This is a genomic window from Haematospirillum sp. 15-248 (assembly GCF_012102665.1).
Classification (GTDB): Bacteria; Pseudomonadota; Alphaproteobacteria; order Rhodospirillales; family Rhodospirillaceae; genus Haematospirillum.
The window spans coordinates 468,629-493,128 of sequence record NZ_JAAVTF010000001.1 but is presented as its reverse complement, the minus strand read 5'-3'; the positions used below and the strand labels follow the sequence as shown (position 1 = coordinate 493,128).

Here is a 24,500-nt window from a genome sequence, read left to right as displayed (position 1 = left end):
TTTATTCAAGCAAGAGTTTGTCATCATCCAATTCTTCACCACGAACCTTTGCGAACATGTCGAGGAGATTGTGAATTGTCATGCTGTGCCGTTCATCCCCGGTTATGTCCAGAACAATGCGTCCTTCATGCAGCATGATAGTGCGTGTTCCGTAGTCCAGTGCGTGACGCATGGAATGTGTGACCATTAATGCCGTCAGATTATGTTCACGGATGACACGATCCGACAATGCCATGACCATGGAAGCCGTTTGGGGATCCAAGGCTGCCGTATGCTCATCCAGCAACAGAATTTTTGATGGGCGCAGTGTGGCCATTAACAAGCTGACAGATTGGCGCTGTCCACCGGATAGTGATTCCATTGGGGTTGCAAGTCTGTTCTCAAGACCCAGACCAAGGCGATGCAGTGCTTCCCGGAAACGATCCCTGAGGTCTTTATCCAAAGCTTTTCTGAACGTTCCTGAAACACCGCGACCATTGGCAAGCGCCAAGTTTTCTTCCAGGGTCATGTCTCCGCAGGTTCCGGCGACCGGATCTTGGAAAACCCTGGCCACAAGGCTGGCACGTTGATGTGTGGGCCAGGTTGTAACGTCATGCTCATCAATGGTTATGTGGCCGTGATCGGGAAGATGGTCTCCGGCTAATGTATTCAGAAGAGTCGATTTTCCGGCGCCATTTGATCCAATGACAGTGACAAACTCTCCTTCAGGGATATCAAGTGATAAGTAATCCAATGCCTTTTTCTGACTTGGAAGACCGTGGTTAAATGTCAGGCACAGGTTGTGGCAGCGTATCATGTCTTGTTTCCCTTACAGCGAAGTGCTTGGAGCTGAGGAGGTTTGATGTATCCTTGCTCTTCGTGCAGCGGACTCTCTTCTCAGTCTGGGAAGAATTAACGCTAAGCCAACCAATATGGCAGTAATCAGGTTAAGGTCTGACGCTGTAAGGCCAATGAAGTCAGCGTGCAGGGCAATTCCGATTGAAATACGGTAGAGTACGGATCCAACCAAGCATGCTAGAGTTGATGCAAGAATGATCCGGGATGGAAAAAGATTTTCCCCAATAATAACGGCGGCAAGGCCGATAATAATAGTTCCAAGCCCCATTGTTGAATCGGCAAAGCCATTCATTTGGGCAAATAGTGCACCTGCCATTGCCACTAATCCATTGGACATGGCCATACCCATATATATCTTGCGAGAGCAGGAAATACCATTTGCCCGCGCCATGCGTTCGTTACTGCCGACTGCGCGCATGGCAATGCCAATGCAGCTGTTCAGAAAGCGCGCAAGACATACAGCGGCCCCTATGGCTACACCACCTGCAGCCATAACTTTTATCCAATGCGGAGCAATCCGGAGATTCTCGAGGGGATCAAGGACGGTTGGCTCCATAATTAATGCAATATTCGGGCGCCCCATAATTCTCAAGTTAATAGTATATAGCGCCGTCATGACCAGAATGCTGGCCAGAAGGTGCAGGATACCGAAGCGAATGTTAAGAAAAGCAGTTGCGCTGCCAGCCAAGGCACCTGCGGCAACAGCAGCAAGGCACGAAAGGTAGGGATCAACTTCCTGAACAATCAAGGCTGCAGAAACAGCAGCGCCCAACGTGAAACTTCCATCAACCGTCAGGTCAGGAAAGTTGAGGACCCTGAATGATAAGTAAACGCCGAGGGCAACTAGGCCGTATACAAGTCCGATCTCCACAGATCCGAGAAATGATATCAAGGACATGTAATTAAATATCCCTTATTGTAACATTAATAATTAATGAGGTTAGTAATTACTCCACTGTCTCGGAGTTATAGTATTCGCTTATATTTTTAATTTCAACGTGCGCTATCGTTTCTTCAGGTGACGATTGATCTGGATAAGAAATGATAGACAGTTTCCTAACGTACAACATGAGCAGCCTGTTTGAGGATGTCCTCAGGGATTTTGACCCCCATCTGTTCAGCAGCTTTTACATTGACATAAAGCTGTACAAGTCGGGGCATTGCGATCGGAATGTCAGAAACCCTTGCCCCCTTCAGAATCTTATCAACAATATCAGCTGTTTGGAGGCCGATATCGTACTGGTCATATCCCAGTGCTGCAACCGATCCACGCTCGACAGAGTGGGTATCGGTGGCGAAAACAGGTATATGATTGTCAATACCGACTTTCAGAACACTTTCCAAAGCAGATACAACGGTATTGTCGAGTGGTATGTAGATTGCGTCCACTTTTCCAACTAACGCCTGCGCGGCTGACTGTACATCAGATGACCGGTGCGCTGTCGTAGCGATGATCTTGATGCCTGTTACGTTTGCCGCGGCCCGTATTCTTGCAAGGGCATCAACAACATTGGGTTCACCTGGATTGTGGGGTATGCCGATTGTCTGCATAGAAGGAACAATGGCCTTCACCATCGCCAAGCTTTTCCCAAAATCAGGGATATCAGCAATCCCTGTTACGGTGGCGCTGGGTTTATCCATGTCTTGGACAAGATTAGCGCCCACAGGGTCTGATATGGCCGAGAATACAACGGGAATATGGTTGGAAGAGGCGACAACAGCCTGTGCTGATGGTGTGGTAATGGGGACAATAACGTCAGGCCCTGCACCGGCAAGCTTGCGCGCAATCTGGGCCGCAGTAGCCGGGCTTCCCTGTGCACTTTCGAATGTAAACTTCAGTGTGCTGTCATCATAGCCCTTATTGCGAAGCCCATCCCTTAAACCATCCCGTATGGCATTTAAGGCAGGGTGTTCAACAATGGCTGTGCTCGCAACGTATTTGACTTCCGAAGCCCAACCATTCCCGTGCAAACACAAGGTGATGACAGAAAAGATCACACCAGCTGATAAAATACGTCCCACGTTGTTCCCTCCCCACTGTTTTTTGTATTATATAAAACAAAACACATGGAACATAATTCGCCTTAAGGTTTTTTCGTGTCAAGAATTTTCGAGGCATTGCGACTTGTTTTGGCTCTACTTCTTTATGAAGTGGTTTGCTTACCGAGATTTCTTTCTCGATAATATTCCGGAATCCATCGGCGCATTGTCGAAGAACCCCGGGTAATGTGTTGCGCTCCAGTATGGAAAGGATAGTCAGTCCCTGTAATTCTATGGCTCTGTTGATTTTTTGATATTCACGTGCTGCTTGGTATGACTGGTACAGCAGTGCGCTTCCCTCTTCGCGCATGTGTGAGATCAATCGATCAACGATAGATTCCGATGGGTGGGTAAAGCGTGCTGTATCGGAGCGGCCAAGTGCATCATCCAACTGGGATACAAGTTTGAGAAGATCGCCATGATCTGTTTCCGCGTTCCACCCCTCACGTGGACAGGTTTGTTTTTCATCGCTGGAAAACATTGTTTCATCCTGTCCGTGGTGTGTTGGAGCCGTCTGTTTCCGTCAGTTCCGGCTCTTCGACTACATCCGTGGAAGCTTGAGCTTTCTTTTTGTTGATCAAGCCACGCAGGAATGAACACACCCCAAAGACAAGGGCAACCGCTGCAAGGCCGATCAGAACCTTCATCTGGTGTTCCCCGAAAAACCGCTCAAGAGCTTTGCTGGAGAAATAGCCAATCGACGTGAAAGCTATGGCCCATATCAATGCGGCAATGAAGTTCAGGCACATGAAGCGGATGCGGGGGATACCGGCCATGGCAATAACAAACGGACTGACGTTTCTTACGCCATAGATGAAGCGGAAACTGAGAATGAAAAGAGTTTCATGTTTGCGTACAAGCCGAAAAGCCCATTCTGTCTTGCCGCGCAGAGATGGTCGCCGGTCCAGGAGTGGCGTACCGTAATAACGGCCTATCGTATAGTAGAATTGATCCCCGAGGAAGCTACCGCACAAGGCGGTCAGGGCAACCAGCTCCGCGTTCATGATTCCTTGTTGGGCTGCTGCACCGGCAAGAATGACAATGCTCTCACCTTCCAGAAAGGTTACAACAAGAATGGCCAGATACCCCCATTCTCTCAGCAACTCCTCTATCACAACCTGCATCCCCCTTGCAGGGCCATACGTCCAGACCTGGTTGTTGCGGGCACGTTCTCATCCTTCCAGAAAATTGATGTGTCCCATCTTGCGACCGGGACGTGGCGACGCCTTTCCATAAAGGTGGAGGCGGGCGAGGGGGTTTTCAAGAATCATCGGCCAGTTGGTCACATCGTGGCCAAGCAGATTCTTCATCGTAACGGCGCAGCGTCTGCGCGTATCTCCCAAGGGGAGACCGCATACGGCACGTATGGCCTGCTCAAACTGGTCCGTGTAGCTGCCGTCCATAGTCCAGTGTCCGGAGTTATGGGGGCGAGGTGCCATTTCATTGACCAGAACTCTGTCGTCATGCGCTATAAAAAATTCAAGAGCCAGCAAGCCTGTCAGATCCAGCCTGTTCGCGGCCTCACATGCAATGCGCAGGGCTTCGTCGGCAACGGCTGGGGACACGGGTGCGGGGACAGAAGACGTATCGAGAATATGGTTACGATGCTCGTTCCAGGCAAGCTCCCACGAGGCGGTTTCTCCATTTCTGCCCCGTGCAATCAGGATGGATGCCTCTCCCCTGAATGCGACAAAGCCTTCAAGGATGGCGCAGTCTGTTTTCAATGCATCCCACGCCTTGAGCAGGTCAGCTTGTGTTTCAATCCGGACCTGTCCCTTCCCGTCGTAACCCAGGCGGTTGGTTTTAAGGATGGCCGGGGTTCCTGTTACCTCAACGGCATGCATCAGATCATTTTCAGAAAAGACAGGCGCCCACGGCGCAGTTCGGGCAAAAGCGGAAAAGAACGTCTTCTCCTTTATTCTGTCCTGTGCGGTTTCAAGGACAGGACGGGCAGGATGGACCCGTGTGCGTTGGGACAGAAAGTCAAGGCAATCAAGGGGTATATTTTCAAATTCTAGGGTAATGACATCAACCCGGTCCGCAAATGCGGCCAGGTGATCCCGGCTGTCCCACGGAGCAACCGTGGTTTTAGCGCTGACCATCGAAGCCGGGCTGTCATGATCCGGTGTATAGATGTGGCATGTATACCCCATGCGGGCTGCTGCCAGGGACAGCATGCGCCCCAGTTGACCACCTCCAAGGATACCAATGACAGAGCCAGGAGGGACAGGAGGGGTGCTATCTCTTTCTCTTGCCGTGGTCGATGGTATCGGGGGCATGTCAGGTTTCCTGGTTGGTCGGATGCTCTTGTACCGCAGAGCTTTGACGCTCCCGGAATGTGTCCAGGGCGCTTGCTATGGTCGGATCATTGAGGGCAAGGACAGATGCGGCCAGAAGAGCCGCGTTGATGGCACCGGCCTTCCCGATAGCCAATGTCCCGACCGGAATACCGGCCGGCATTTGTACAATCGAAAGCAGGCTGTCCATTCCCTTGAGGTTTTTGCTTTCAATGGGGACCCCGAAAACAGGCAGCGGGGTCAATGCAGCGCACATACCGGGAAGATGGGCGGCTCCACCTGCTCCTGCAATAATCACACGCAGGCCACGGTTCCGGGCCGACGTTGCGTAATGATAGAGCCTGTCTGGCGTTCGGTGGGCTGACACAATCCGCGTCTCTGCGGCAATACCAAGATCCTGCAACAGGTCAGCTGCATGGCGCATGGTTTCCCAGTCGGACTGGCTTCCCATGATAATCCCTGCAACCGGATTCGAGAGAGGAGTACCCTGTGTGCCGTTCATCATGGCCTCTTTGCATCTGTGCGGGGCTTTCAGCCGGGAAGAGGCGGCATTATAGGGAGGTAACAGGAGCTTGCAAGCGAATGCGGCAGGATAAATTCTGTCGGTGTTGTCGGGAAAGCGTGTCGGTGCTGAACCAAGGGCTTTTTACTGATAGAATGGGGACATCTTCGGTATGGTGCGGGGGCGTGTATGGCTGGAGTTAAAGGGACGGGATCCGTCGATCCTTCGCATTGGAGGAAAGGTGCAGGCGGTGGCCGTCATTTCCGGCACGGGAAAAATCCCCTTCTGGCCTACGAAGAGGGAGGGGGACCCCATTCACCGGTTATAGATCCCGTGGATGTTTTGGGTATTGATCTTGCCCATGTCCATCCTTCTGCCCGTGATGCTCTGGAGCGTGCTGTCGCGGAAATCGCCGTTCTGCGTGGAGACCTCGAGAAAGGGCGCAGACGTCAGGAGTGGCTGGAGACAAGGATCTTTCAGGACCCATGGACGGGCATTGACAACATGCGTGCCCTGCACAGGGCTATGGAGCATATCTTGTCATTGCCACCCGAGAGCCATGTTGGTGGGGTTTTTGCGCTTTTCTGGCTTGAGAACCATGACTGGATTCATGAAAACTATGGGCTGGATGGTTTGCACTTGGCGATGGAGGCCATGGCCCAGTCTGTATCCGATCTTGTTCAGGAAACGGATGTGGTGACGACAGTTGGCGGTGCTGGGCTTGGGCTCCTTTCCTTTCCGGCTCGTGAGCCGGAAGCATCACGGGCCATTGCCGCCATTGAAGCAAGGCTTGACGGAATGGATGTTCCACGCGGAGGTAGTCATTTTCCCTTGCGGGTTTGCTCGGGTATGCACCCCGTCTTTCCGGGGGATGAGCCGGAGGCAATCCTGCGGGAGACAGATTCAGGACTGAGGGTGCGTATGGCGCTGCGCGGCACCAAGAGGGCATAAAAAATTCTGCTCAGGCAATGATGTCGGGTACCAAGATACTTTCCACCCGGGATATCTCATCCTTGAGAAGAAGCTTCCGTTTCTTCAGGCGAACAATCTGAAGCTGATTGCTCTGGCCATCATCGCCAAGTCGACTTATAATTTCGTCAAGATCGCGATGCTCAACCCGGAGCTCGGCGAGGCGGGACAGAACCTGTTCCCTCTCTTCATCATCAATCATCGTCGGCAGGACACCATAAAATGCTGGATTAATTTGATACTAGCAGAAAATTTGTGAAAGGGGTATGGCTGCTTTTGTGTAGTATACCGATAGAGTTAAGAGGTAGGTGTATTATGTCTGTCAATCGTGCAATCGGCATTATGACAAGCGGCGGTGATTGTGCCGGTCTCAACGCTGTGGTGCGTGCCGTTGCTTGTGCAGCGCATGAAATGTACGGCTGGAAGGTATACGGCATTCTTGATGGAACTTCGGGCCTGATTACGCGTCCTTTGCAGTATATCGAGCTTGGTGGCGGTGCCATGGATGCATCCTGCCTGAGGTCTGGTGGTACCTTTCTGGGCACTACCAGCAAAGGAGATCCCCTGCAATTCCCGATGTCGGATGGATCATACCGCGATTTCTCGCCAGAGTTTGCCGAGGGTGCAAGAATGCTCGGGCTGGATGCCGTTGTTGTGGTGGGTGGCGATGGGTCCATGCGCATTACGTCGGAACTCTGTCGTCGTGCCGGGCTGGGGATGGTCGGAATCCCGAAAACAATCGATAACGATGTGCACGGTACAGACTATGCTGTTGGCTTTGCCACAGCTGTAGATGTTGCTACAGAAGCATTGGACCGGCTGCACTCCACAGCAGCATCCCATCACCGCGCCATGATTCTGGAGGTTATGGGACGTGACGCCGGCTATATAGCCATGACAGCAGGGATCGCCGGTGGTGCTGATATTATCCTAGTCCCTGAGTTGCCTTATACCCTGGAAGAGGTATCGCGCAAGATCCGTGCTGTTCTGGACACCGGGAGAAGCCACGTCGTCATCGTTGTTGCCGAGGGTGTGCGACGTGAAGACGGTCAGAGTGCCATTATAACCTACTCCGGCGGGGAAAAGCGCTATGGTGGCATAGGGCATTATCTTGCCGACCGGATTGCCGGTATGGCCGGCATTGAAACTCGCCCCATCGTCTTGGGCCATTTGCAGCGTGGCGGTATCCCTTCCGCCCGTGATCGCCTTATTGCTTCTGCTTTCGGCACCGCGGCGGTCGATCTTGTCGCAGAGGGGGCTTGGGGTCGTATGGTGGCCTGGAAGAATGGGACTGTTACATCCGTTCCATTGGAAGATGTGACAACCGGAGCTCGGTTACTTGCTGCCGATGATGTCCTTGTGTGTACTGCAAAGGCATTGGGAATATATACGGGCGGATCCGCGCCTCTTCTCAAGGTGTCGTCTGCGGCATTGTAGAGCGTGGCTCCGGTCCTACATCTTTTCCCCAGCGTGGGATCGTTCCTATGTCGAGGTCAAAAAGATCCAGGACACGACCTACGCTCTGCTCCACCATATCTTCCAGACTCTGCGGTCTTGTGTAGAAAGCCGGGGCGGGGGGCGCGATAATCCCACCCATCTCGGTCACAGTGGCCATGTTACGGATGTGCCCAAGGTGCAGGGGGGTTTCGCGGAGCATCAGAACCAGGCGCCGTCGTTCCTTGAGGGTGACATCCGCTGCTCTTGTCAGCAGGTTGTTTCCGGCGCACGTGGCGATTTCTGCTAGGCAACGGGCTGAGCAGGGCGCAACGATCATTCCCATGGTTCGGAAGGAGCCTGACGATACAGCCGCTGCCAGGTCATCAATTCGGTAGTGCACGGTTGCCAGATTTTGAACGTCCGTAACTTTCAGGCTCGATTCGTATGCCAGTGTAATTTCAGCCGTCCGGCTCATGACCAGATGGGTCTCTATGCCGATAGTTTTCAACATATGCAGCAGTTTGACACCGTATATGACCCCGGTAGCACCACTGATGCCAACCACCATGCGAGGTTTGTCCGTCATTTTGATCTCCGGGAATCTGTTGAATGGGCAGTTCAAGAGAAAGTGATAAAAACTTTTGGTGTAACAAGGCGTTGTGAATTTCTATGGTCTTTGTGGCCGGGCAGGCGTAAAATCTAGCGTGTTTCTTACCAGCAGGAAAAGGGAGAAGCTACGATGAGTGTCGATGCCCGGGTTGAGTCCCTCCGGATGAAGCATGCGGAACTTGAAGCTGTCCTGCAGGTGGAGAGCCGAAGGCCGGTCCCGGATCCCGAATTTGTCAGTGATATAAAGCGCAGGAAGTTGCGCCTGAAGGATGAGATCGCGCGAATGGCAGCGCACTTGCACTAATCCCGTATTGTGGCTTGGGGTTGTTGTCTTGTGCGAGATGATAACGCCCATCTTTCGTGGCCCTGCCGGTTCATCCGGTGGGGCTTTTTGTTATTGTCAAGATATCTTGTCGGGCCTGTGTTCAAGACTGAGGTCCCGTTGCCCCCTTATCTTGACATGGGCTTGGATGTGTTGTCTCTTCCCCTTCTTGCAATAGAGAGGTCTTGATTCACATGAGCACATCTGTTCGCGCTTCCCATATTTTGTTAATGCACGCAGATGCCCCGGATACAGCCTCAAAAAGATCAAAAGCCGCTGCCCTGGAAGCAGTAGTCCGTTTGCGCGACAAGATCCGCAGTGGAGATGTGCAGTTCGCGGAGGCTGCCAGAATTGTTTCAGAGTGCCCTTCGTCAGAAGAGGGTGGTGATCTTGGGTCCTTCTCTCCCGGTATGATGGTTCCGGAATTTGACAAGGCTGTCTTTGCGTTGTCCGTTGGTGACATGTCCGACGTGGTTGAAACAGCGTTTGGGTATCATCTGATTTTACGCACGGCTTGATGGACAGGGATGTTCGCCTTCGGACCCGTATACGGGTCCAAGCTTTGCTGCGTCACTGTCAATCCCGGGGCGTTTTTGCTGCGGTTGTCGTATCCGGTGATCCGGATGCCGGTGCTGTTCTGGTCAAAGTGAACACGTTGGGAAGCGGGTGCTGGGTTCTGTCACAGGTCCGCCTTCCTGATGGTCGTCCTGCCTGGATGCGTGGCACGGGTGAGCGAGCCGTTACCGAGCAGGAAGCTGATGCCTATATTGCGCGTCAACGGGGCTATGACGATGATTTGTGGGTTATTGAGGTGGAAGACCGTAACGGATGGCATCCCTTGATTGATGAAGTGCTTTTATAATCATGATTCCGGGGTGGATTGATTTCCATCATTTCCAGAGCCCGCCTTCCGTCGATTGACCAAGGCCTCGATTGCAGGCTTGAATTTCTGGTCATCACCCAGAATGTGGCGTATCAGCCAATCAGACAAAAAGTCAGACAGTTTAAGAGCTGAACGGCGATCTGCCTTGCCTTCCAAGGTTGTTTGTAGTTCAGAAAGACGTTCACGCCACTTGTTGTGAGCCTCTATGTGCTCGTCCAGCCCTTCATAGCGGGCCATGCGCAGCACTCTCTCTTCAGCAGCAAAATGGTAATCTGTGTAGGCAGCCAGCTCGACCATAATGTCCCGTATTGTTTCTGCTGGGCTCCCTGCTTTCAGAGCCGTATTCAGTTCTTTCAGCATGCTTATGAGGCGCTTGTGGTCTTCATCCAGAGCCTCGGAGCCTACGCTCATTTTTTCAGTCCACTCAAGCACGTCATGGAATTCCATTTATGTTAGATCTGTGAAAATTTTGCCATGTAAGGTTTTCCGCGTCAGCTATGAGCAGGGAAGGGGACGGAAATTGGAATATTTCAGACATATTGGTTTCTGTGGGTTTGGCCCTTGTTCTTTTGATTGCTTTATACCGAGCTCTATTCTCCCTATAGTATCGTATTTTTGCGATTTGGATTCGCTCTCATGCAGTGCTTATCGGGAATTAAAAAGCTTATGATGGTACTGATAATTGCAGGATCCCCTAAGTTCGTGTTTCTTTATGTCTTTCTTTCTGTGTTCGGATTTTTTCGACTTTACATGAAACGCTTGGCGTGAGATGTATCCGCGATGCAACATGGCGTGTCCCTCCTTTTTGTGAGGCTATGTTGTCTTTCTTGGACGTTTCCTCCCTAAACTTGGGCCGTGCTTCGTGTGCGGCCTTTTTTTTCGGGATTATCTGGCCTTCATTTGCTGCTACAATGAGAGCCTCGGCTGTTGTTCAGAGAATTGACGGCTGCTTGTCATCGGTTATTTGGGAGCAAGGGGTATATGGTCTGGACTGATGAACGGATCGAGGAGCTGAAGGCTCTTTGGGCTGAGGGTCTGACAACGGGGGAAATTGGCAAGCGGTTGGGCGTGTCCAAGAACGCCGTCGTTGGTAAAGCGCACCGGTTGGGTTTGCAAGGGCGACCTTCCCCTATAAAAAGGGAGCAGAAGCCGCGCCAAGATGCTCCTGCTTCCAGGAAAAAAGAGACGGATCCCAAGATTCGCTCGGTTGTTGATCTATCTGTTCATACATGCCGTTGGCCTATTGGTGATCCCCGTGAGCCTGGTTTCCATTTCTGTGGTGCACCATCACTTCCGAATAAGCCATACTGTGCCGAGCATGCCTCTGTTGCCTACGTTAGCTCGGGTGGGAAGTCTTCATCGTCCAGGGATGAGAGTGCCGCTTGATTGTACCTAGCATAGAAATAAAAAAGCCCCCGATCTGGGGGCTTTTTTCATCGGGCAATTTGCTTAGGCAGCTTCTTCCCTAAGTTCTTGTTTCTTTTGTTCCATGGTCTCTGGCTGATGCCGTGTGAAGGCAAGAAATGCTGCAGAGACAAGCGCGAAAGCCGACAAGCCAGCCATTGCCAAATAAGCCCATCCCTCCAGGAGTTCATAGAGTCGTCCGGCGACAATCATAAGAATCCCGGACCCCAGCCCAACAGCAACGGCCGAGTACACGGTCTGTGCGCGAGCAATCAATCCTGATCGCGTGTTTGCGGTAATATAGTGCATTGCTGCCAAGTGCGCGGCGCCAAAGGTAAAGGCATGGAGCACTTGCAGCAGGACGAGAACGGGCAGTGCCGTCGTAAAGGCCATCAGTGGCCAGCGAATAACCCCGGCAATACCGGCAGATACCATCAAAATGGCAGGGTCCATCCGGCGTACAAAGCGTGCGGATGCAGCAAAAAGGACAATCTCGGCCAAGACGCCTACGGCCCACAGCCCACCGATCACCCCGCTTTCCACGCCTTGGCTTGTCCAGTGCAGTGTGCCGAAAGCATAGTAAACAGCATGGCTTCCCTGCGCACACGCAGCGAAAACAAGGAAGACAAGGAAGCGGCGGTCCCTCAGAAGGCCGCTCCATGGCTCCCGCTCCGTATTGCTGTTGGTGCTGGGCGAGTCGGGGGAGAACCACGTTGCGGCAAGGGTAATGCCAAGGCCACCCAAGAACAGCCAGAGGATAATTTCGTTATTGGGAGTATAATCCAGTATCTTCCCAACTAGATAGGCCGCAACCATAAAGCTGATTGATCCCCAAAGGCGAACGCGGCCATAGTCGATCTTGCCGCGCGTGGCATGCCCCATGCTGATTGTTTCTGCAACTGGCGTAATTCCAGAAAACAGGGATCCGCCCAGTATACCGATGATCAACAGTCCCCAGAAACCATCAAAGCCCAAGTAGAAGAGCGAGATAATCAAGGAGGTGGCAGCCAAGAACCGCATCATGCCAATACGATTGCCGCGTGTGTCTATGATTGTGCCGATTGTTGGGTTGGTGACAGCTTTGGCCCAGTAAAGGGCGCCGGACAGGATACCGATTTCCCACGGCCCCATGCCCCGGCTCTCAAGCCAGACGGGCCAGAAGGGCAGCTGAATGCCATTGACGATAAAAATGGCCCCATACAGGCACGCAAGGCGAATAAATTCAGGAGAGATGCGGGACATGACCTTGTCTCAGAAGGGCGTGGAGGTGCGCGGATCCTGCCGGGCCTGCCGCAAAATGGCAACAGAAAACACCAAGGGTTATGGCAAGTTTATTGCGGACAAACGCTTCCTCTCATGTGTTCTTTTTCTATAACAAGGCCTTAAAGAAAAGGATGCAGGTCCTTTTGGGCGTGATCTGCCGGATGTTTTGCCTGATTTTCAGGAACCTGTGCGTGTTCTTTCTACTTTAACTGTCCCGTTCCGCGTTACCGCTTTGGAGTTATGACGTTAAAAGTCCCTTTATTTATGCAAAACGTCATTGGAAAAAGCACATACCCCTGTCATAAAGTCAGCCAAATGACCTTGTTTACCGTCTTGTCCTCAGGAATTCTCCGCTTATGCGTCTGTCTCGCTATTTTCTTCCTGTCCTCAAGGAAACTCCTGCAGAAGCCCAGATCATTTCCCATCGTTTGATGTTGCGCGCCGGGTTGATTCGTCAGCACGCTGCCGGGATATATAACTGGCTTCCTTTGGGGCATCGTGTTTTGCGGAAAGTGGAACAGATTGTTCGCGAGGAACAGGATCGTGCTGGTGCGGTCGAGATGCTGATGCCAACCATACAGACGGCGGATGTGTGGCGGGAATCTGGCCGCTATGACGACTATGGGCGCGAAATGCTGCGCATTGTTGATCGCCATGATCGGGAAATGCTGTATGGTCCAACGCATGAGGAAGTGATCACGGATGTTTTCCGCTCCATGGTCCGTTCCTACAAGGATTTGCCGAAAACCCTGTATCAAATCCAGTGGAAGTTCCGTGACGAGGTTCGTCCGCGTTTCGGCGTCATGCGCGGCCGTGAATTCCTGATGAAAGATGCCTATTCTTTCGATCTTGATGAAGCGGCTGCCCGCCGTGCCTATAACCGCATGTTTGTTGCCTACCTAAAGACATTCGCCCGGCTGGGTGTTCGCGCTATACCCATGCGGGCCGCTACGGGGCCAATTGGCGGCAATCTCAGTCATGAATTCCTGATTTTGGCCAATACAGGCGAAAGCGGTGTTTTTGTGCACAGGGATCTATTGAATATGCCGATCCCGGATACGGTTGACTTTGATGGTGATCTCCAGCCTTTGGTCGACAGCTGGACAGGTCCTTATGCTGCAACAGATGAAATGCATGACCCGGCGCTGGAAGCCGGCTTGGGTGAGAACCTGGTTTCGGCACGTGGCATAGAGGTCGGGCATATCTTCTACTTTGGTACCAAGTATTCCGCCCCCATGGGGTGCCGGGTTGCCGGGCCGGATGGGCAAGATATTGTTCTGCACATGGGGTCCTATGGTATCGGTGTTTCCCGCCTTGTCGGTGCTATCATAGAAGCCAGCCACGATGAAAATGGCATCATCTGGCCAGAGAGTGTTGCGCCTTTCCGTGTTGCCCTGATCAATATCAAGCCCGGTGATCCTTCTGTTGATGCTGTGGCCGATGGTCTGTACGCTGACTTGCGGAATGCCGGGGTCGATGTGTTGTATGATGATCGGGCCGATGAACGTGCCGGTGCCAAGTTTGCCACGGCTGACCTAATTGGTTTGCCGTGGCACGTGACCATCGGTCCCAAAGGCGTTGCTGCCGGTTATGTCGAGCTGAAATGCCGCCGTATCGGCGAAAAGAGGGATGTGTCTGTAGAGTCCGTGCTGTCACATTTGACGTCTGTCTGAAGCGCAGCCGCTGTCTGTTGTGACGCCATGCAGGTGATAGGTTTGCAGTATGATCTTTGATGCCTTCGAGCGAATGGTTGCCCTGCGTTACCTGAGAGCGCGGCGGAAAGAGGGTTTCGTCTCTGTCATCGCCGGCTTCTCCCTGCTTGGTATTGCCCTTGGCGTTGCAACCTTGATTATCGTCATGGCCGTCATGAATGGTTTCCGGCACGAGTTGCTGGGGCGCATTCTTGGTCTGAACGGTCATGTTGTTATCACGTCCTCCCACGGAAATCTTGATGCGTACAGTTCGTATGTAGAGCGTTTGCGCACTCTTTCTGGCGTGACTTTGGCCAGCCCGGTTGTAGAGGGGCAGGTTATGGTTAGCGCCAAGGGGGCGAGCAGGGGGGCTATGGTGCGTGGCATGACGCAGGCTGATCTCGGCAAGCGGCCGGTTTTGTCCGGAAGCCTGATTGACGGGAATCTGGATCATTTTGATGAGTCCAGCGTGATTGTGATTGGGTCACGTATGGCGCGCCATTTCGGTGTGGAGGTTGGTGATAGTTTAACCCTTGTTTCTCCCAAGGGTGCCGTTACTGCATTCGGGACAGTGCCGCGTATGCGTGCCTATCGTATTGCAGCGATCTTTGATGTTGGCATGCACGAGTATGACAGCGCCTTCATTTATATGCCAATGGCTGCTGCGCAGGCTTATTTCCAGATGCCGGAGCAGGTCAGCCAGATCGAGATCATGACGGTTGATCCGGATAATCTGGATACGATTATTGATGAAGTCTATCAGACCCTTGGGCGTGGCTACTATGTTGCCGACTGGACCCGCAGCAATGCCAGCCTGTTTAACGCCTTGCAGGTCGAGAGAAACGTAATGTTTCTTATTCTGACCCTTATTATCGTTGTTGCGGCCTTCAACATTATTTCTGGTCTGATCATGCTGGTCAAAGACAAAGGGCGCGATATTGCGATATTGCGAACGATGGGCGCGACGCGTGGTTCAGTCATGAGAATATTTTTTCTGGCGGGGGCCAGTGTTGGCATGTGCGGTACGGTATCTGGATTGGTTCTTGGTGTTTTGTTCTGTGAAAACATAGAATCCATTCGTCAGGGACTGCAATCTTTGACAGGAACAGACCTTTTCTCTGCTGAAGTTTACTTCCTTTCAAAAATGCCGGCAAAGATGGAATGGTCGGAAGTTATCCGTGTTACGGCCATGGCGATTGCCTTGTCTCTTGGTGCGACGCTCTATCCCAGTTGGCGGGCAGCCCGCTTGGATCCTGTAGAGGCCCTGCGCTATGAGTGAGAATCTGGACAAGCAAAAGCCAGCACTTGCGCTGTCTGGGGTGTCGCGCTGTTTTGTGCAGGGCGGGGAGCGTCTGGACGTGCTGTCTGATATCAATCTTGAAGTTGCGGCAGGTGAGATCGTTGCTCTGGTCGGACCATCAGGTGCAGGAAAGTCGACACTGTTGCAGATCGCCGGTCTTCTGGAGCGCCCCGATCAAGGCGTTGTTTCCATTGGTGGTTTGAATACCGACGGGCTTGATGATGACAGGCGTACGGCGTTAAGGCGTCGGCACTTGGGGTTTGTGTATCAGTATCATCACCTTCTTCCGGAATTTTCAGCTGTCGAGAATATTATTATTCCCCAGATGATAGCCGGAGCATCGCGTCAACGGGCTCGCGTTCGGGCTATGGATCTTCTGACGTCCATGGGGTTGCAAGTGCGTGCCCAGCATCGACCAGGGCAGTTATCAGGTGGTGAGCAGCAGCGTGTTGCGATTTGCAGGGCGTTGGCTAATGCCCCGGCATTGCTTCTGGCCGACGAGCCAACGGGGAACCTTGATCCGGAGACCGCAGAGAAGGTTTTTTCCCAGCTGTTGACGTTGGTACGTGAAGAGAGGCTTTCAGCCTTGATTGCCACACATAACACTGATCTGGCCGCGCGTATGGATCGGACTATTACAGTGCGCAGCCAGACGTCTATTTGCTCCCTATAATAATTATAGATAGATTATAATTTGATAATAATCTATTGGTGACGGGTTATTGTATCGGATTTTATTCCTGTGAGGATCCATATGAACCGTGTATCGCCAGTATCGTTTCTGGTTTTCTGTTTGTGGTGTGTCTTTTCTTGTCAGTCTGTTGCTGCCCCCTCGGGTGTTCTGACAGCATCCGGTCCATGCGAGGCCTATGTCAGCAAGAAGACCTTGTCCAATCCTGATAATGTGCGCTTGGTTCCTTCCCGTGAGTATCCGGCCAATTCTTACGAACAGGGTGAAGATGCGTGGATCCAGGTCCGGATTAATAGTGCATCGCCCAAAGACCGGTGGGTTCGTGCTGATTGTGGCCAGATGCGTACAGCGGTTTTTGGGCGGTCTGACTTTCTACCGTTCTTTGATGAGCAGACTGATTCTGTGAATGATCCTGCTCCTTTGGCCCCAGAGCTGGATGCCTTTGATCGTGGGGTTCTGGCCTTGTGTGGCAACTGGGGTTCGAAACCAAGGGCGGAAAACTTTGCTGTTACGCTTCTTTCGGTTTTTCCTGAGGAAGCCAATGCCTTGTACACCGCGCTCGATGGTACCATTCTGACCCGCCATGCTGACGTGGCTGGATTTGTGAATGAACTGACAGACGTATGGTTCCGCCAGAATGGATTCACCCATGTTTTCTGTGGTGAGCCGGGTTCCCGTACTTTGGGTGGTTTCCATTTTGAAGGGCGCTATCTTCAAGCTCAAAAAGCGGGGTGGGCTGGCCTTGCTGACGGAGCAACACAGTGTTCCAAGCAGGATATAAAGCCGCCTGTGTATACGGTGGGCGTTTCTTATATTCGTCCTGATGGCTCTGTTGGTCGTGCATGTCCCAAGGGCTATGGGCTTGGGCAGCATGCGCGGGACATTCTGAAAGAAGGAACTATGGCACTAAAGCACGTTCTGCCTCGTGTACAGGGTAAAAAAGACAACGTAGCCTGCTTGACCGATGCCGGAGGGCAGGCGTTCCGTCTGGTGTTTGTTTCACGTGCTCAGTCTGTTGTAACTTTGTATCCTGATGCCTCACCGGATCCCAATATGGCATCCTGCTCTTAGAATCCGTGAGGTGCTGGAGCTCTTTCTAGAGTGTAAGGGAAGCTAGTATCCACCCAGCAAGGGTGGCCCCCCATACACCGATCAGTCCCGGCATCATGAAACTGTGGTTGAGAAGATACTTTCCAACACGGGTGGTGCCGGTACGATCCATGTTGATGGCGGCCAAATCACTGGGGTAGAACGCAAAAAAGAAATAAGCGTAACATGCGGGAATGACGCCAACCAGAACAGGCATGGGCACGCCCAAGGTCAGGCCAAAGGGAATCATGATCGCCAGTGTTGCTGCTTGGCTTTTTACGAACATGGAAACGGCGAACAAGGCAAAAGCAAAGGTCAGGGGGGCATACTCCACCATTTGGCGGACTGTGTTGATAAGCAGCTCTTCGTTGTCACTTACAAAGGTGTCGCTCATCCACGCAATGCCAAATATGGACACGACGGCAATCATTCCCGCATTAAAGACCCCGCTTCGGGCAATATCAGTAGCCTTGACGTTACTGTAAAGCATGATCAAGGCCCCGTAGGCCAACATGACAATCTGTACGATGGTTGTCATGGGTACCGCTTTGCCGTTGGCTACAGGAACCCATTGCGGATTCAGGGCCAGCATGACGATGGTCAGAATCCCGCTGAAGAAGAGGACAACAGATATTTTCGCGGAAGCTGGTAGTGTTTTGTCGAGAGTTGTTATGCTGGTTCCAAGGCGTTCCCTGAATTCAGTGTCGGTCAGCCGTGCCTGATACTCCGGATCCTTATTCAGGTCCAAACCACGATTGAGGCTCCACAGGCAGGCGAGTCCAAGGCCGAACAGTCCTGCGGGGACAGTCACGATCAGCAGATCGACAAGTCCTATGGCCCCGGGTGCGTCATGGGTAATCGCAAGAAAAGTGGTTACAGCTGCGGCAACCGGACTGGCGGTAATGCCCATTTGCGATGCAACACTGGATATAGCCATGGGACGCTCCGGCCTTACCCCCGTTCTCAGGGAGACGTCAGCAATAACGGGCAGTAGCGAATAGATGGCATGCCCACTGCCAACGCAGACCGTCAAGGCAAACGAGCAAAAAGGGGCAATAAGTGTGACATGCTTCGGGTGAGCCCTGAGCAGCCGTTCAGCCTGTTGGACCAGCCAGTCCAGTCCACCGGCGGCCTGCAGGGTTGCTGATGCCGTAACAACGGCAAGAATGATCAGCATGACGGTCACAGGTGGTTTGGCTGGAACAGCGCCAAATCCGAAGCACAGAACGGCAACCCCCAAGCCGCCGATCAACCCCAAGGAGACTCCGCCCCGCCGGATACCGATCAGGATTGCACCCAGAACCAGAGCAAATTCCATCCAGAAAACAAGCATCTATGCCTCGCAAACCCTGTCAGTCATTTCATCATTATGTCGAGAAATAATGAATGTACGCTAATACCATCATCCTTTTTCCGCAATTTATTTATGGGAAATTGTGTGTGTGGCCTCGGCTCTGTCCAGACCTCCGTCAGGTCTGGTGATTTTTGACGTGTTCTGGCATCTTGGGCGGACTATGCAGAATGCCTTTGTTCACCTCCGCCTTCACACGCCCTATTCAATGTCCGAAGGGGCGATACCGATCAAGACGCTTGGCAAGACATGTCGCGAACGCGGTATGCCGGCTGTTGCCATTACTGATACCCGCAACCTGTTCGGTGGGCTGGAGTTTTCGGTAACCTTGGCCGCAGATGGTGTGCAACCGATTATCGGATGCCAGGTTGCCGTGGAACGCGGCGGGGATACTGACCCCCCACGGGGTCGGCCGGATATGGTGCCAGACCAATTTGATGATCTTGTTCTGTTGTGTCAGAATGCTGTTGGTTACAGCAATCTTATTGCGCTGATTTCTCATGCATTTATGGCGGCAGAGAGTGGTGAGATACCAAAGATACGCCGCCCTGATCTGGAATCTCGAAGTGAAGGATTGTTGTGTCTGACGGGTGGGGTTTCCGGGCCGGTTGGTTATCGGATACTGAATGGTGGCTCACAGCCTGCTGAGGCTGAGTTGCAGTGGCTTGGATCGGTTTTCCCCGGGCGGCTGTATATGGAAATACAGCGCCATGATACCCCGGAAGAAAACAGAACCGAGCCTGTTTTTCTCGATCTTGCTTACAAGCACGGGCTTCCTCTTGTCGCTACGAACGATTGTTATTTCCCGGATCGCGAGTTATTCGAGGCTCATGATGTCCTGATTTGTATGTCGCAAAAGCTGACGGTTTCTGCGACCGAGCGGCGGCGGTTGACGCCGGAGCATTATCTGAAATCGGCCGCTGAAATGCGGGAGCTTTTTCAGGATCTGCCGGAGGCCATTGATAATACCCTGACGATTGCCCGCCGCTGTGCAGTGATGGTGGAGAAGCGCAAGCCAATCCTGCCGCGTTCAGCGCGTGCCGTGGACAGTTCAGAAGAAGATGTGTTACGCCAGATGGCCCGCGAAGGGTTGGAAAGGCGCCTGCCTGTTCATGTTTACATGCCGGGCATGACAGAGGATGAGAAAGAGAAGGTCGCTGCACCCTACTATCAAAGGCTTGCGTTCGAACTGGATGTGATCATCCAGATGGGCTTTCCCGGTTACTTTATCATTGTTGCTGATTTCATCCAGTGGGCGAAAGACAACGACGTACCCGTTGGTCCGGGGCGTGGTTCCGGTGCTGGTTCCTTGGTCGCATGGGCGCTGACCATCACCGACCTTGATCCCCTGCGCTTCCAGCTTCTCTTTGAGCGGTTCCTGAATCCGGAGCGCGTTTCAATGCCGGACTTCGATATCGATTTTTGTCAGGAGCGGCGAGGGGAAGTCATTGACTATGTGCAGAAGACATACGGACGTGACCGTGTTGCACAAATTATAACTTTTGGAAAGTTGCAGGCCAGGGCTGTGTTGCGGTCTGTTGGTCGTGTTCTGGAAATGCCCCTGGGTTATGTTGACCGTATCTGCAAGCTGGTGCCCAACAATCCGGCCAACCCTGTCAGCTTGCAGGAAGCCATTGTTCAGGAACCGCAGTTACAGGCGCTGCGTGACAGTGATCCCCAGGTTGCCCAGCTGCTGTCTATTGGTCAGCGCCTGGAGGGGCTTTATTCCCACGCATCAACCCATGCGGCCGGCGTGGTGATTGGCGATCGTCCTTTGGACCAGCTGGTTCCGATGTACCGCGATCCCGGGTCAGACATGCCGGTGACCCAGTTCAATATGAAGTGGGTTGAATCCGCAGGGCTTGTGAAGTTTGACTTTCTTGGCCTGAAAACGCTGACTGTACTGCAGAAGGCTGTCAACCTGTTGCGGGAGAGAGGGATACAGATCGATCTGTCTTCCCTGCCTCTGGATGATCCGAAAACCTATGACATGCTTGGTCGTGGAGAGGCAGCAGGCGTGTTCCAGCTGGAATCCCAAGGAATGCGGGATGTCCTGACGCGGATGAAACCTGACTGCCTGGAAGACATTATCGCGGTTGTTGCCCTGTATCGACCGGGTCCGATGGATAATATTCCTTCTTACATTGCCCGCAAGCAGGGTACCGAGCCAATTGACTATATGCATCCCAGCCTGGAGCCGATCCTGAAGGAAACGTACGGGATCATGATCTACCAAGAGCAGGTCATGCAGGCAGCTCAGGTTCTGGCAGGCTATTCCCTTGGTACTGCGGACTTGTTGCGTCGGGCCATGGGGAAAAAGATCAAGGAGGAAATGGACCAGCAGCGCGCCATGTTTGTGCAGGGCTGCGCGGAGCGTGGCATTGCCTCCGGTCAGGCTTCCGGTATTTTCGATACCATCGCCAAGTTTGCCGGTTATGGGTTCAACAAGTCCCATGCCGCAGCCTATGCCTATGTAGCCTATCAGACAGCGTACATGAAAGCCAACTATCCCGTTGAATTCATGGCTGCGATCATGACGTATGATATGCATAATACAGACAAGCTGGCCTCTTTCAGGGGGGAGCTGCAACGTTTGGGTATTCCGCTTCTACCGCCTGATATCAATGCCTCTGATGTTCAGTTCAGTGTTGAATTTGGCGATGCAAGCCCACAGGGGGCGGTACGTTATGCACTGGCTGCGGTCCGCAATGTGGGCGAGGCTGCCATGCAGGGGTTGGTGACGGAACGCAGAAGTCGCGGTGCTTTTCGTTCCGTACAGGATTTTGCCGGGCGTGTGGACAGCCGCGCTATCAACAAGAGGCTGCTTGAGAGTTTGGTCAGGGCAGGGGCTTTTGATTGCCTGGAGCCGTCCCGTGCGCGGCTTTTTGCCGGTATAGAGCTTCTCTTGAGGCATGCCCAAGCAGCTGCAGAGGCTCGTGCCTCGTCCCAGGTCAGCCTGTTTGGTCCTGCAGATACGGTTCCACGCTTTGATTTGCCTACAGGCGAAGAGTGGTCCAGGACAGATATTCTGAATGAAGAGCGGGCCGCCATCGGCTTTTTCCTGTCGGCGCATCCCTTGGATGCCTACAAGACAACCTTGGAGCGGCTTGATGCTGTTCCTTCTTCTGACCTAGTGATGTATTTGCGGAATGGAGGGCAAACGCCGGTACGTATGGCTGCCATTGTCGGGGGGCGTAAGGAAAAAACCGGGCGTAATGGTTCCCGCTATGCCTTTGTCAGCCTGTCGGATGCGGGTGGCGGGTACGAAGCCATGTTTTTTTCCGAGATTCTATCATCCAGCCGGGATCTTCTGGACTCCGGCAAGCCGCTCCTCCTGAGTGTTGATGCCCGGCTGGATGGCGATCAGGTCAGGTTGTCCGTCCAGCACGTTGAAAGCCTGGATAATGCCGTTTCCAGGGCAACCAAGAAAATCATGATTGTTTTTGATGTTCCATCCTGCCTTTGCAAGGTGCGTCAGATAATTGATGCTGACGCCAAGGGGCACGGCCGGGTTGTTCTGGTGGCCAGAACGCGATTTCAGGAGGTTGAGATGCCTCTTCGTCAAGGGTTTGCCTTGTCCGGCCATACTATTGGTGCCCTGAAGGATGTTCCCGGAGTCTTGGAGGTGCGGGAAATCTAGGCTTGCGCTGCCCAAGTCTGATATCCAGGCTTGCAATTCATGGTCTGGCGCGATAAACAACCAGCCTTGTGCAAAACTACACACACGGGTGCACGGGCCCGAGGTCCTCTTCCAAGGGGACTATGGTCCATCCGGTGCCGTTTATTCGGCCACTTGCCCTGTGGAGGTATCAACCGGAAAAGAGGAAATAATGGCTCTTCCGACATTTACACTGCGCCAACTGGTCGAAGCTGGCTGCCACTTCGGTCACAACACCCGTCGCTGGAATCCCCGCATGAAGCCCTACCTGTACGGGGTTCGTGACGGAGTGCACATCATTGATCTGCAGCAGACCGTTCCGATGTTGCAGCGCGCCATGGAGAAAGTGCGTGAAGTCACGTCTTCAGGTGGTCGTGTGCTGTTCGTTGGCACCAAACGTCAAGCGCAGGATATCGTTGCTGAAACAGCTCGTCGCTGCGGACAGTACTACGTCAATCACCGCTGGCTTGGCGGGATGCTGACCAATTGGAAGACAATATCCAATTCCATCAATCGTCTGCGTGAGTTGGAGGGGATGTTCGAGAGCGGCGCTGTCAACAGCTTCACCAAGCGCGAGCAGCTCAGCCTGACCCGCGAGATGGAAAAGCTTGATCGTGCCTTGGGCGGGATCAAGGATATGGGCGGCCTGCCCAACATTCTCTTCATTGTCGATGTGACAAAAGAAGATCTAGCCGTTGCTGAAGCCCGCAAGCTCGGCATTCCCGTGGTTGCCATCGTTGACTCCAATGCCAGCCCGGAAGGTGTTGATTTCCCTGTTCCAGGCAATGATGATGCCATTCGTGCCATCACCACGTATTGCGATCTGATCGCGGGATCTGTTCTTTCGGGTATCCAGGCAGAGATGACAGCTGCTGGTGTTGATGTTGGCGCATCGGAAATGGCTCCTGTTGAGCCGGTCCTTGTCGCCGAGAGTGACAGCGCCCAGGCAGAGGCCTGAGGCGTTCGCGGTTGAAGAGGTGCGGCGGCGACAGCAGTTGCCGCCGTTTTCCTGAGAGCCCCACTGCGCGTGAGGCTCTTCGAGATAACTGAACTATCGGGCTGTCCGGCTATTTTTTCTCTGTTGTTGGTCGGTCTCGGTGTCCTGAAGAAGAAGGTGTTACACTAATGGCTGAAATTACTGCTGCACTGGTAAAAGAACTGCGTGAAACATCCGGCGCGGGCATGATGGATTGCAAGAAAGCGCTGTCCGAGACCGGTGGGGATCTTGAGGCCGCGGTTGATTGGTTGAGGAAGAAGGGTCTTGCTGCGGCTGCCAAGAAAGCAGGGCGTGTGGCAGCCGAGGGGCTGGTCGCTGTTGCTGCCATCAGCGCACGTGCCGCAGTTGTGGAGCTCAATGCCGAAACAGACTTTGTGGCCCGGAATGATCAGTTCCAGTCCCTCGCTCAGGGTATTGCCCAGGTGGCCCTTGGTGTGGATGGCGATGTTGATGCCTTGAAGGCTGCGGCTTTCCCGGGATCCGGTCGCAGTGTTGCTGATGAGGTGACTGCAGCCATTGCGTCCATCGGTGAAAATATGAACCTGCGCCGCTATCAGGCGCTGTCGGTGTCTTCCGGTGTTGTCGCCTCCTATGTCCATACGGCAGTCAAGCCCGGCCTTGGCAAGATCGGTGTTCTTGTTGCGCTGGAATCCGAAGGTGATGTGACCCGTCTTGAGGAAGTTGGCAAGCAGATCGCTATGCACGTCGCGGCTGCCAATCCGCAGTATCTTGACAAGGATCTGGTGGACACAGCTGCTTTGGACCGGGAGCGTGATGTATTGGCCGATCAGGCCCGTGCCTCCGGAAAGTCCGAGGACATCATTTCCAAGATGGTTGATGGTAGGCTGCGGAAGTTTTACGAGGAAGTATGCTTGGTCGAGCAGATTTTTGTTATCGATGGTGAGAGCAGAATTTCTGCCGTCGTTGCCGATCTGTCCAAGGAACTCGGGAAGCCTGTGGTGCTGAAAGGCTTTGTGCGGTTTGCTCTGGGTGAGGGGATCGAGAAGCAAGAATCCGACTTCGCTGCTGAGGTTGCAGCTGCGGCGGGGCATGCTTGATCTTTTCTTGGGTCTGTATTGCTTGTGTTGATGTGGGAGGCAGCAACGTTGTGCAATCTTGCGAGTGTTGCCGCCTCCCGCTTGGGTCTTGATATCTTCGTG

General features: G+C 53.1%; 25 protein-coding genes. 13 read left to right on the top strand and 12 right to left on the bottom strand.

Annotated features, from left to right (window positions below):
- Position 1: 1 nt before the first annotated feature.
- The 7 genes from HEQ72_RS02290 to purE form a co-directional block, all read right to left on the bottom strand.
- Positions 2–796 carry an ABC transporter ATP-binding protein gene (locus tag HEQ72_RS02290; RefSeq protein WP_168022430.1) on the bottom strand — a complete coding sequence of 265 codons (795 nt, stop codon included), beginning with the start codon at positions 794–796 and terminating at the stop codon, positions 2–4.
- 12 nt (positions 797–808) lie between these two features.
- Positions 809–1,735: an ABC transporter permease gene (locus HEQ72_RS02285; protein ID WP_168018726.1), complete on the bottom strand. Its 927-nt coding sequence runs from the start codon at positions 1,733–1,735 to the stop codon at positions 809–811.
- A 158-nt stretch (positions 1,736–1,893) separates the two neighbouring features.
- Positions 1,894–2,859: an ABC transporter substrate-binding protein gene (locus HEQ72_RS02280; RefSeq protein WP_209315574.1), complete on the bottom strand. Its 966-nt coding sequence runs from the start codon at positions 2,857–2,859 to the stop codon at positions 1,894–1,896.
- On the bottom strand, positions 2,750–3,358 hold the full coding sequence (locus tag HEQ72_RS02275) for a hypothetical protein (RefSeq protein WP_168018728.1): 609 nt from the start codon (positions 3,356–3,358) through the stop codon (positions 2,750–2,752). The genes HEQ72_RS02280 and HEQ72_RS02275 overlap by 110 nt, the downstream gene beginning before the upstream one ends.
- A 4-nt stretch (positions 3,359–3,362) precedes the next feature.
- Positions 3,363–4,001, bottom strand: a complete 639-nt coding sequence (locus HEQ72_RS02270; protein ID WP_272487506.1) for a DedA family protein — start codon at positions 3,999–4,001, stop codon at positions 3,363–3,365.
- A 48-nt stretch (positions 4,002–4,049) separates the two neighbouring features.
- Positions 4,050–5,156, bottom strand: a complete 1,107-nt coding sequence (locus HEQ72_RS02265; protein ID WP_168022429.1) for a 5-(carboxyamino)imidazole ribonucleotide synthase — start codon at positions 5,154–5,156, stop codon at positions 4,050–4,052.
- Between the two features lies 1 nt (position 5,157).
- Positions 5,158–5,679: a 5-(carboxyamino)imidazole ribonucleotide mutase gene (purE, locus tag HEQ72_RS02260; protein ID WP_168022428.1), complete on the bottom strand. Its 522-nt coding sequence runs from the start codon at positions 5,677–5,679 to the stop codon at positions 5,158–5,160.
- A gap of 186 nt (positions 5,680–5,865) precedes the next feature.
- On the opposite strand from purE, the gene HEQ72_RS02255 reads away from it, so the two are divergent.
- Positions 5,866–6,627 carry a diguanylate cyclase domain-containing protein gene (locus HEQ72_RS02255; protein ID WP_168022427.1) on the top strand — a complete coding sequence of 254 codons (762 nt, stop codon included), beginning with the start codon at positions 5,866–5,868 and terminating at the stop codon, positions 6,625–6,627.
- Between the two features lie 10 nt (positions 6,628–6,637).
- Here HEQ72_RS02255 and HEQ72_RS02250 read toward each other — a convergent pair whose 3' ends face one another.
- Complete coding sequence (locus tag HEQ72_RS02250; RefSeq protein WP_168018738.1) at positions 6,638–6,847, bottom strand: YdcH family protein; 210 nt, start codon at positions 6,845–6,847, stop codon at positions 6,638–6,640.
- Positions 6,848–6,960: 113 nt separating this feature from the next.
- Here HEQ72_RS02250 and HEQ72_RS02245 point away from each other — a divergent pair, with 113 nt between their 5' ends.
- Positions 6,961–8,082 carry an ATP-dependent 6-phosphofructokinase gene (locus tag HEQ72_RS02245; RefSeq protein WP_168022426.1) on the top strand — a complete coding sequence of 374 codons (1,122 nt, stop codon included), beginning with the start codon at positions 6,961–6,963 and terminating at the stop codon, positions 8,080–8,082.
- On the opposite strand, the gene HEQ72_RS02240 is transcribed toward HEQ72_RS02245, so the two are convergent.
- Positions 8,057–8,668 carry a UbiX family flavin prenyltransferase gene (locus HEQ72_RS02240; protein ID WP_168018742.1) on the bottom strand — a complete coding sequence of 204 codons (612 nt, stop codon included), beginning with the start codon at positions 8,666–8,668 and terminating at the stop codon, positions 8,057–8,059. The two genes, HEQ72_RS02245 and HEQ72_RS02240, sit on opposite strands and share 26 nt — an antisense overlap.
- A 153-nt stretch (positions 8,669–8,821) precedes the next feature.
- On the opposite strand from HEQ72_RS02240, the gene HEQ72_RS02235 reads away from it, so the two are divergent.
- From HEQ72_RS02235 to HEQ72_RS02225, 3 genes are all read left to right on the top strand, one after another.
- On the top strand, positions 8,822–8,995 hold the full coding sequence (locus HEQ72_RS02235; RefSeq protein WP_082811929.1) for a YdcH family protein: 174 nt from the start codon (positions 8,822–8,824) through the stop codon (positions 8,993–8,995).
- A 212-nt stretch (positions 8,996–9,207) separates the two neighbouring features.
- Entirely contained in the window at positions 9,208–9,531 is a 324-nt protein-coding gene (locus HEQ72_RS02230) for a peptidylprolyl isomerase (protein ID WP_168018744.1), read from the top strand.
- Positions 9,531–9,875 carry a DUF1491 family protein gene (locus HEQ72_RS02225; protein WP_168022425.1) on the top strand — a complete coding sequence of 115 codons (345 nt, stop codon included), beginning with the start codon at positions 9,531–9,533 and terminating at the stop codon, positions 9,873–9,875. Before HEQ72_RS02230 ends, HEQ72_RS02225 begins: the two co-directional genes overlap by 1 nt.
- Here the strand turns inward: HEQ72_RS02225 and HEQ72_RS02220 are convergent, their stop codons facing one another.
- Positions 9,876–10,343 carry a bacteriohemerythrin gene (locus HEQ72_RS02220; protein ID WP_168018747.1) on the bottom strand — a complete coding sequence of 156 codons (468 nt, stop codon included), beginning with the start codon at positions 10,341–10,343 and terminating at the stop codon, positions 9,876–9,878.
- A gap of 534 nt (positions 10,344–10,877) precedes the next feature.
- On the opposite strand from HEQ72_RS02220, the gene HEQ72_RS02215 reads away from it, so the two are divergent.
- A complete protein-coding gene (locus HEQ72_RS02215; RefSeq protein ID WP_168022424.1) occupies positions 10,878–11,282 on the top strand; it encodes a GcrA family cell cycle regulator in 405 nt (134 codons plus the stop codon).
- A gap of 63 nt (positions 11,283–11,345) precedes the next feature.
- On the opposite strand, the gene HEQ72_RS02210 is transcribed toward HEQ72_RS02215, so the two are convergent.
- Positions 11,346–12,542: a 3-phenylpropionate MFS transporter gene (locus HEQ72_RS02210; protein ID WP_168022423.1), complete on the bottom strand. Its 1,197-nt coding sequence runs from the start codon at positions 12,540–12,542 to the stop codon at positions 11,346–11,348.
- Between the two features lie 377 nt (positions 12,543–12,919).
- Here HEQ72_RS02210 and proS point away from each other — a divergent pair, with 377 nt between their 5' ends.
- The 4 genes from proS (at position 12,920) to HEQ72_RS02190 (ending at position 17,316) form a co-directional block, all read left to right on the top strand.
- Positions 12,920–14,236 carry a proline--tRNA ligase gene (gene proS / locus HEQ72_RS02205; protein WP_168022422.1) on the top strand — a complete coding sequence of 439 codons (1,317 nt, stop codon included), beginning with the start codon at positions 12,920–12,922 and terminating at the stop codon, positions 14,234–14,236.
- 49 nt (positions 14,237–14,285) lie between these two features.
- Positions 14,286–15,533: a lipoprotein-releasing ABC transporter permease subunit gene (locus tag HEQ72_RS02200; RefSeq protein ID WP_168022421.1), complete on the top strand. Its 1,248-nt coding sequence runs from the start codon at positions 14,286–14,288 to the stop codon at positions 15,531–15,533.
- The gene (locus HEQ72_RS02195) at positions 15,526–16,227 is read left to right on the top strand and encodes an ABC transporter ATP-binding protein (protein WP_168018755.1); all 702 of its coding nucleotides are present in this window, start codon (positions 15,526–15,528) and stop codon (positions 16,225–16,227) included. Before HEQ72_RS02200 ends, HEQ72_RS02195 begins: the two co-directional genes overlap by 8 nt.
- 81 nt (positions 16,228–16,308) lie before the next feature.
- On the top strand, positions 16,309–17,316 hold the full coding sequence (locus tag HEQ72_RS02190; RefSeq protein WP_168018756.1) for an EndoU domain-containing protein: 1,008 nt from the start codon (positions 16,309–16,311) through the stop codon (positions 17,314–17,316).
- 25 nt (positions 17,317–17,341) lie between these two features.
- Here the strand turns inward: HEQ72_RS02190 and HEQ72_RS02185 are convergent, their stop codons facing one another.
- On the bottom strand, positions 17,342–18,667 hold the full coding sequence (locus HEQ72_RS02185; protein ID WP_168022420.1) for an anaerobic C4-dicarboxylate transporter: 1,326 nt from the start codon (positions 18,665–18,667) through the stop codon (positions 17,342–17,344).
- Positions 18,668–18,848: 181 nt separating this feature from the next.
- Here HEQ72_RS02185 and dnaE point away from each other — a divergent pair, with 181 nt between their 5' ends.
- The 3 genes from dnaE to tsf all read left to right on the top strand — a co-directional run bounded on the left by dnaE (position 18,849) and on the right by tsf (position 24,398).
- Positions 18,849–22,325, top strand: coding sequence for a DNA polymerase III subunit alpha (dnaE, locus tag HEQ72_RS02180; protein ID WP_168022508.1), 3,477 nt, complete (start codon positions 18,849–18,851; stop codon positions 22,323–22,325).
- A 190-nt stretch (positions 22,326–22,515) separates the two neighbouring features.
- Positions 22,516–23,301 (top strand): 30S ribosomal protein S2, encoded by a 786-nt coding sequence (rpsB, locus tag HEQ72_RS02175; protein ID WP_168018758.1) that lies wholly within the window; start codon positions 22,516–22,518, stop codon positions 23,299–23,301.
- Positions 23,302–23,468: 167 nt separating this feature from the next.
- On the top strand, positions 23,469–24,398 hold the full coding sequence (gene tsf / locus HEQ72_RS02170) for a translation elongation factor Ts (protein WP_168022419.1): 930 nt from the start codon (positions 23,469–23,471) through the stop codon (positions 24,396–24,398).
- Positions 24,399–24,500 lie beyond the last annotated feature (102 nt).

Coding starts and splice junctions, on each gene's coding strand:
- purE (WP_168022428.1), bottom strand. CDS start 5,679: ATGATGAACGGCACACAGGGTACTCCTCTCTCGAATCCGGTTGCAGGG.
- HEQ72_RS02270 (WP_272487506.1), bottom strand. CDS start 4,001: ATGCAGGTTGTGATAGAGGAGTTGCTGAGAGAATGGGGGTATCTGGCC.
- HEQ72_RS02290 (WP_168022430.1), bottom strand. CDS start 796: ATGATACGCTGCCACAACCTGTGCCTGACATTTAACCACGGTCTTCCA.
- HEQ72_RS02255 (WP_168022427.1), top strand. CDS start 5,866: ATGGCTGGAGTTAAAGGGACGGGATCCGTCGATCCTTCGCATTGGAGG.
- rpsB (WP_168018758.1), top strand. CDS start 22,516: ATGGCTCTTCCGACATTTACACTGCGCCAACTGGTCGAAGCTGGCTGC.
- HEQ72_RS02210 (WP_168022423.1), bottom strand. CDS start 12,542: ATGTCCCGCATCTCTCCTGAATTTATTCGCCTTGCGTGCCTGTATGGG.
- HEQ72_RS02190 (WP_168018756.1), top strand. CDS start 16,309: ATGAACCGTGTATCGCCAGTATCGTTTCTGGTTTTCTGTTTGTGGTGT.
- HEQ72_RS02250 (WP_168018738.1), bottom strand. CDS start 6,847: ATGATTGATGATGAAGAGAGGGAACAGGTTCTGTCCCGCCTCGCCGAG.
- HEQ72_RS02200 (WP_168022421.1), top strand. CDS start 14,286: ATGATCTTTGATGCCTTCGAGCGAATGGTTGCCCTGCGTTACCTGAGA.
- HEQ72_RS02185 (WP_168022420.1), bottom strand. CDS start 18,667: ATGCTTGTTTTCTGGATGGAATTTGCTCTGGTTCTGGGTGCAATCCTG.
- HEQ72_RS02195 (WP_168018755.1), top strand. CDS start 15,526: ATGAGTGAGAATCTGGACAAGCAAAAGCCAGCACTTGCGCTGTCTGGG.
- HEQ72_RS02285 (WP_168018726.1), bottom strand. CDS start 1,735: ATGTCCTTGATATCATTTCTCGGATCTGTGGAGATCGGACTTGTATAC.
- HEQ72_RS02275 (WP_168018728.1), bottom strand. CDS start 3,358: ATGTTTTCCAGCGATGAAAAACAAACCTGTCCACGTGAGGGGTGGAAC.
- HEQ72_RS02215 (WP_168022424.1), top strand. CDS start 10,878: ATGGTCTGGACTGATGAACGGATCGAGGAGCTGAAGGCTCTTTGGGCT.
- proS (WP_168022422.1), top strand. CDS start 12,920: ATGCGTCTGTCTCGCTATTTTCTTCCTGTCCTCAAGGAAACTCCTGCA.
- HEQ72_RS02245 (WP_168022426.1), top strand. CDS start 6,961: ATGTCTGTCAATCGTGCAATCGGCATTATGACAAGCGGCGGTGATTGT.
- HEQ72_RS02230 (WP_168018744.1), top strand. CDS start 9,208: ATGAGCACATCTGTTCGCGCTTCCCATATTTTGTTAATGCACGCAGAT.
- HEQ72_RS02225 (WP_168022425.1), top strand. CDS start 9,531: ATGGACAGGGATGTTCGCCTTCGGACCCGTATACGGGTCCAAGCTTTG.
- HEQ72_RS02220 (WP_168018747.1), bottom strand. CDS start 10,343: ATGGAATTCCATGACGTGCTTGAGTGGACTGAAAAAATGAGCGTAGGC.
- HEQ72_RS02265 (WP_168022429.1), bottom strand. CDS start 5,156: ATGCCCCCGATACCATCGACCACGGCAAGAGAAAGAGATAGCACCCCT.
- HEQ72_RS02240 (WP_168018742.1), bottom strand. CDS start 8,668: ATGACGGACAAACCTCGCATGGTGGTTGGCATCAGTGGTGCTACCGGG.
- dnaE (WP_168022508.1), top strand. CDS start 18,849: ATGCAGAATGCCTTTGTTCACCTCCGCCTTCACACGCCCTATTCAATG.
- tsf (WP_168022419.1), top strand. CDS start 23,469: ATGGCTGAAATTACTGCTGCACTGGTAAAAGAACTGCGTGAAACATCC.
- HEQ72_RS02235 (WP_082811929.1), top strand. CDS start 8,822: ATGAGTGTCGATGCCCGGGTTGAGTCCCTCCGGATGAAGCATGCGGAA.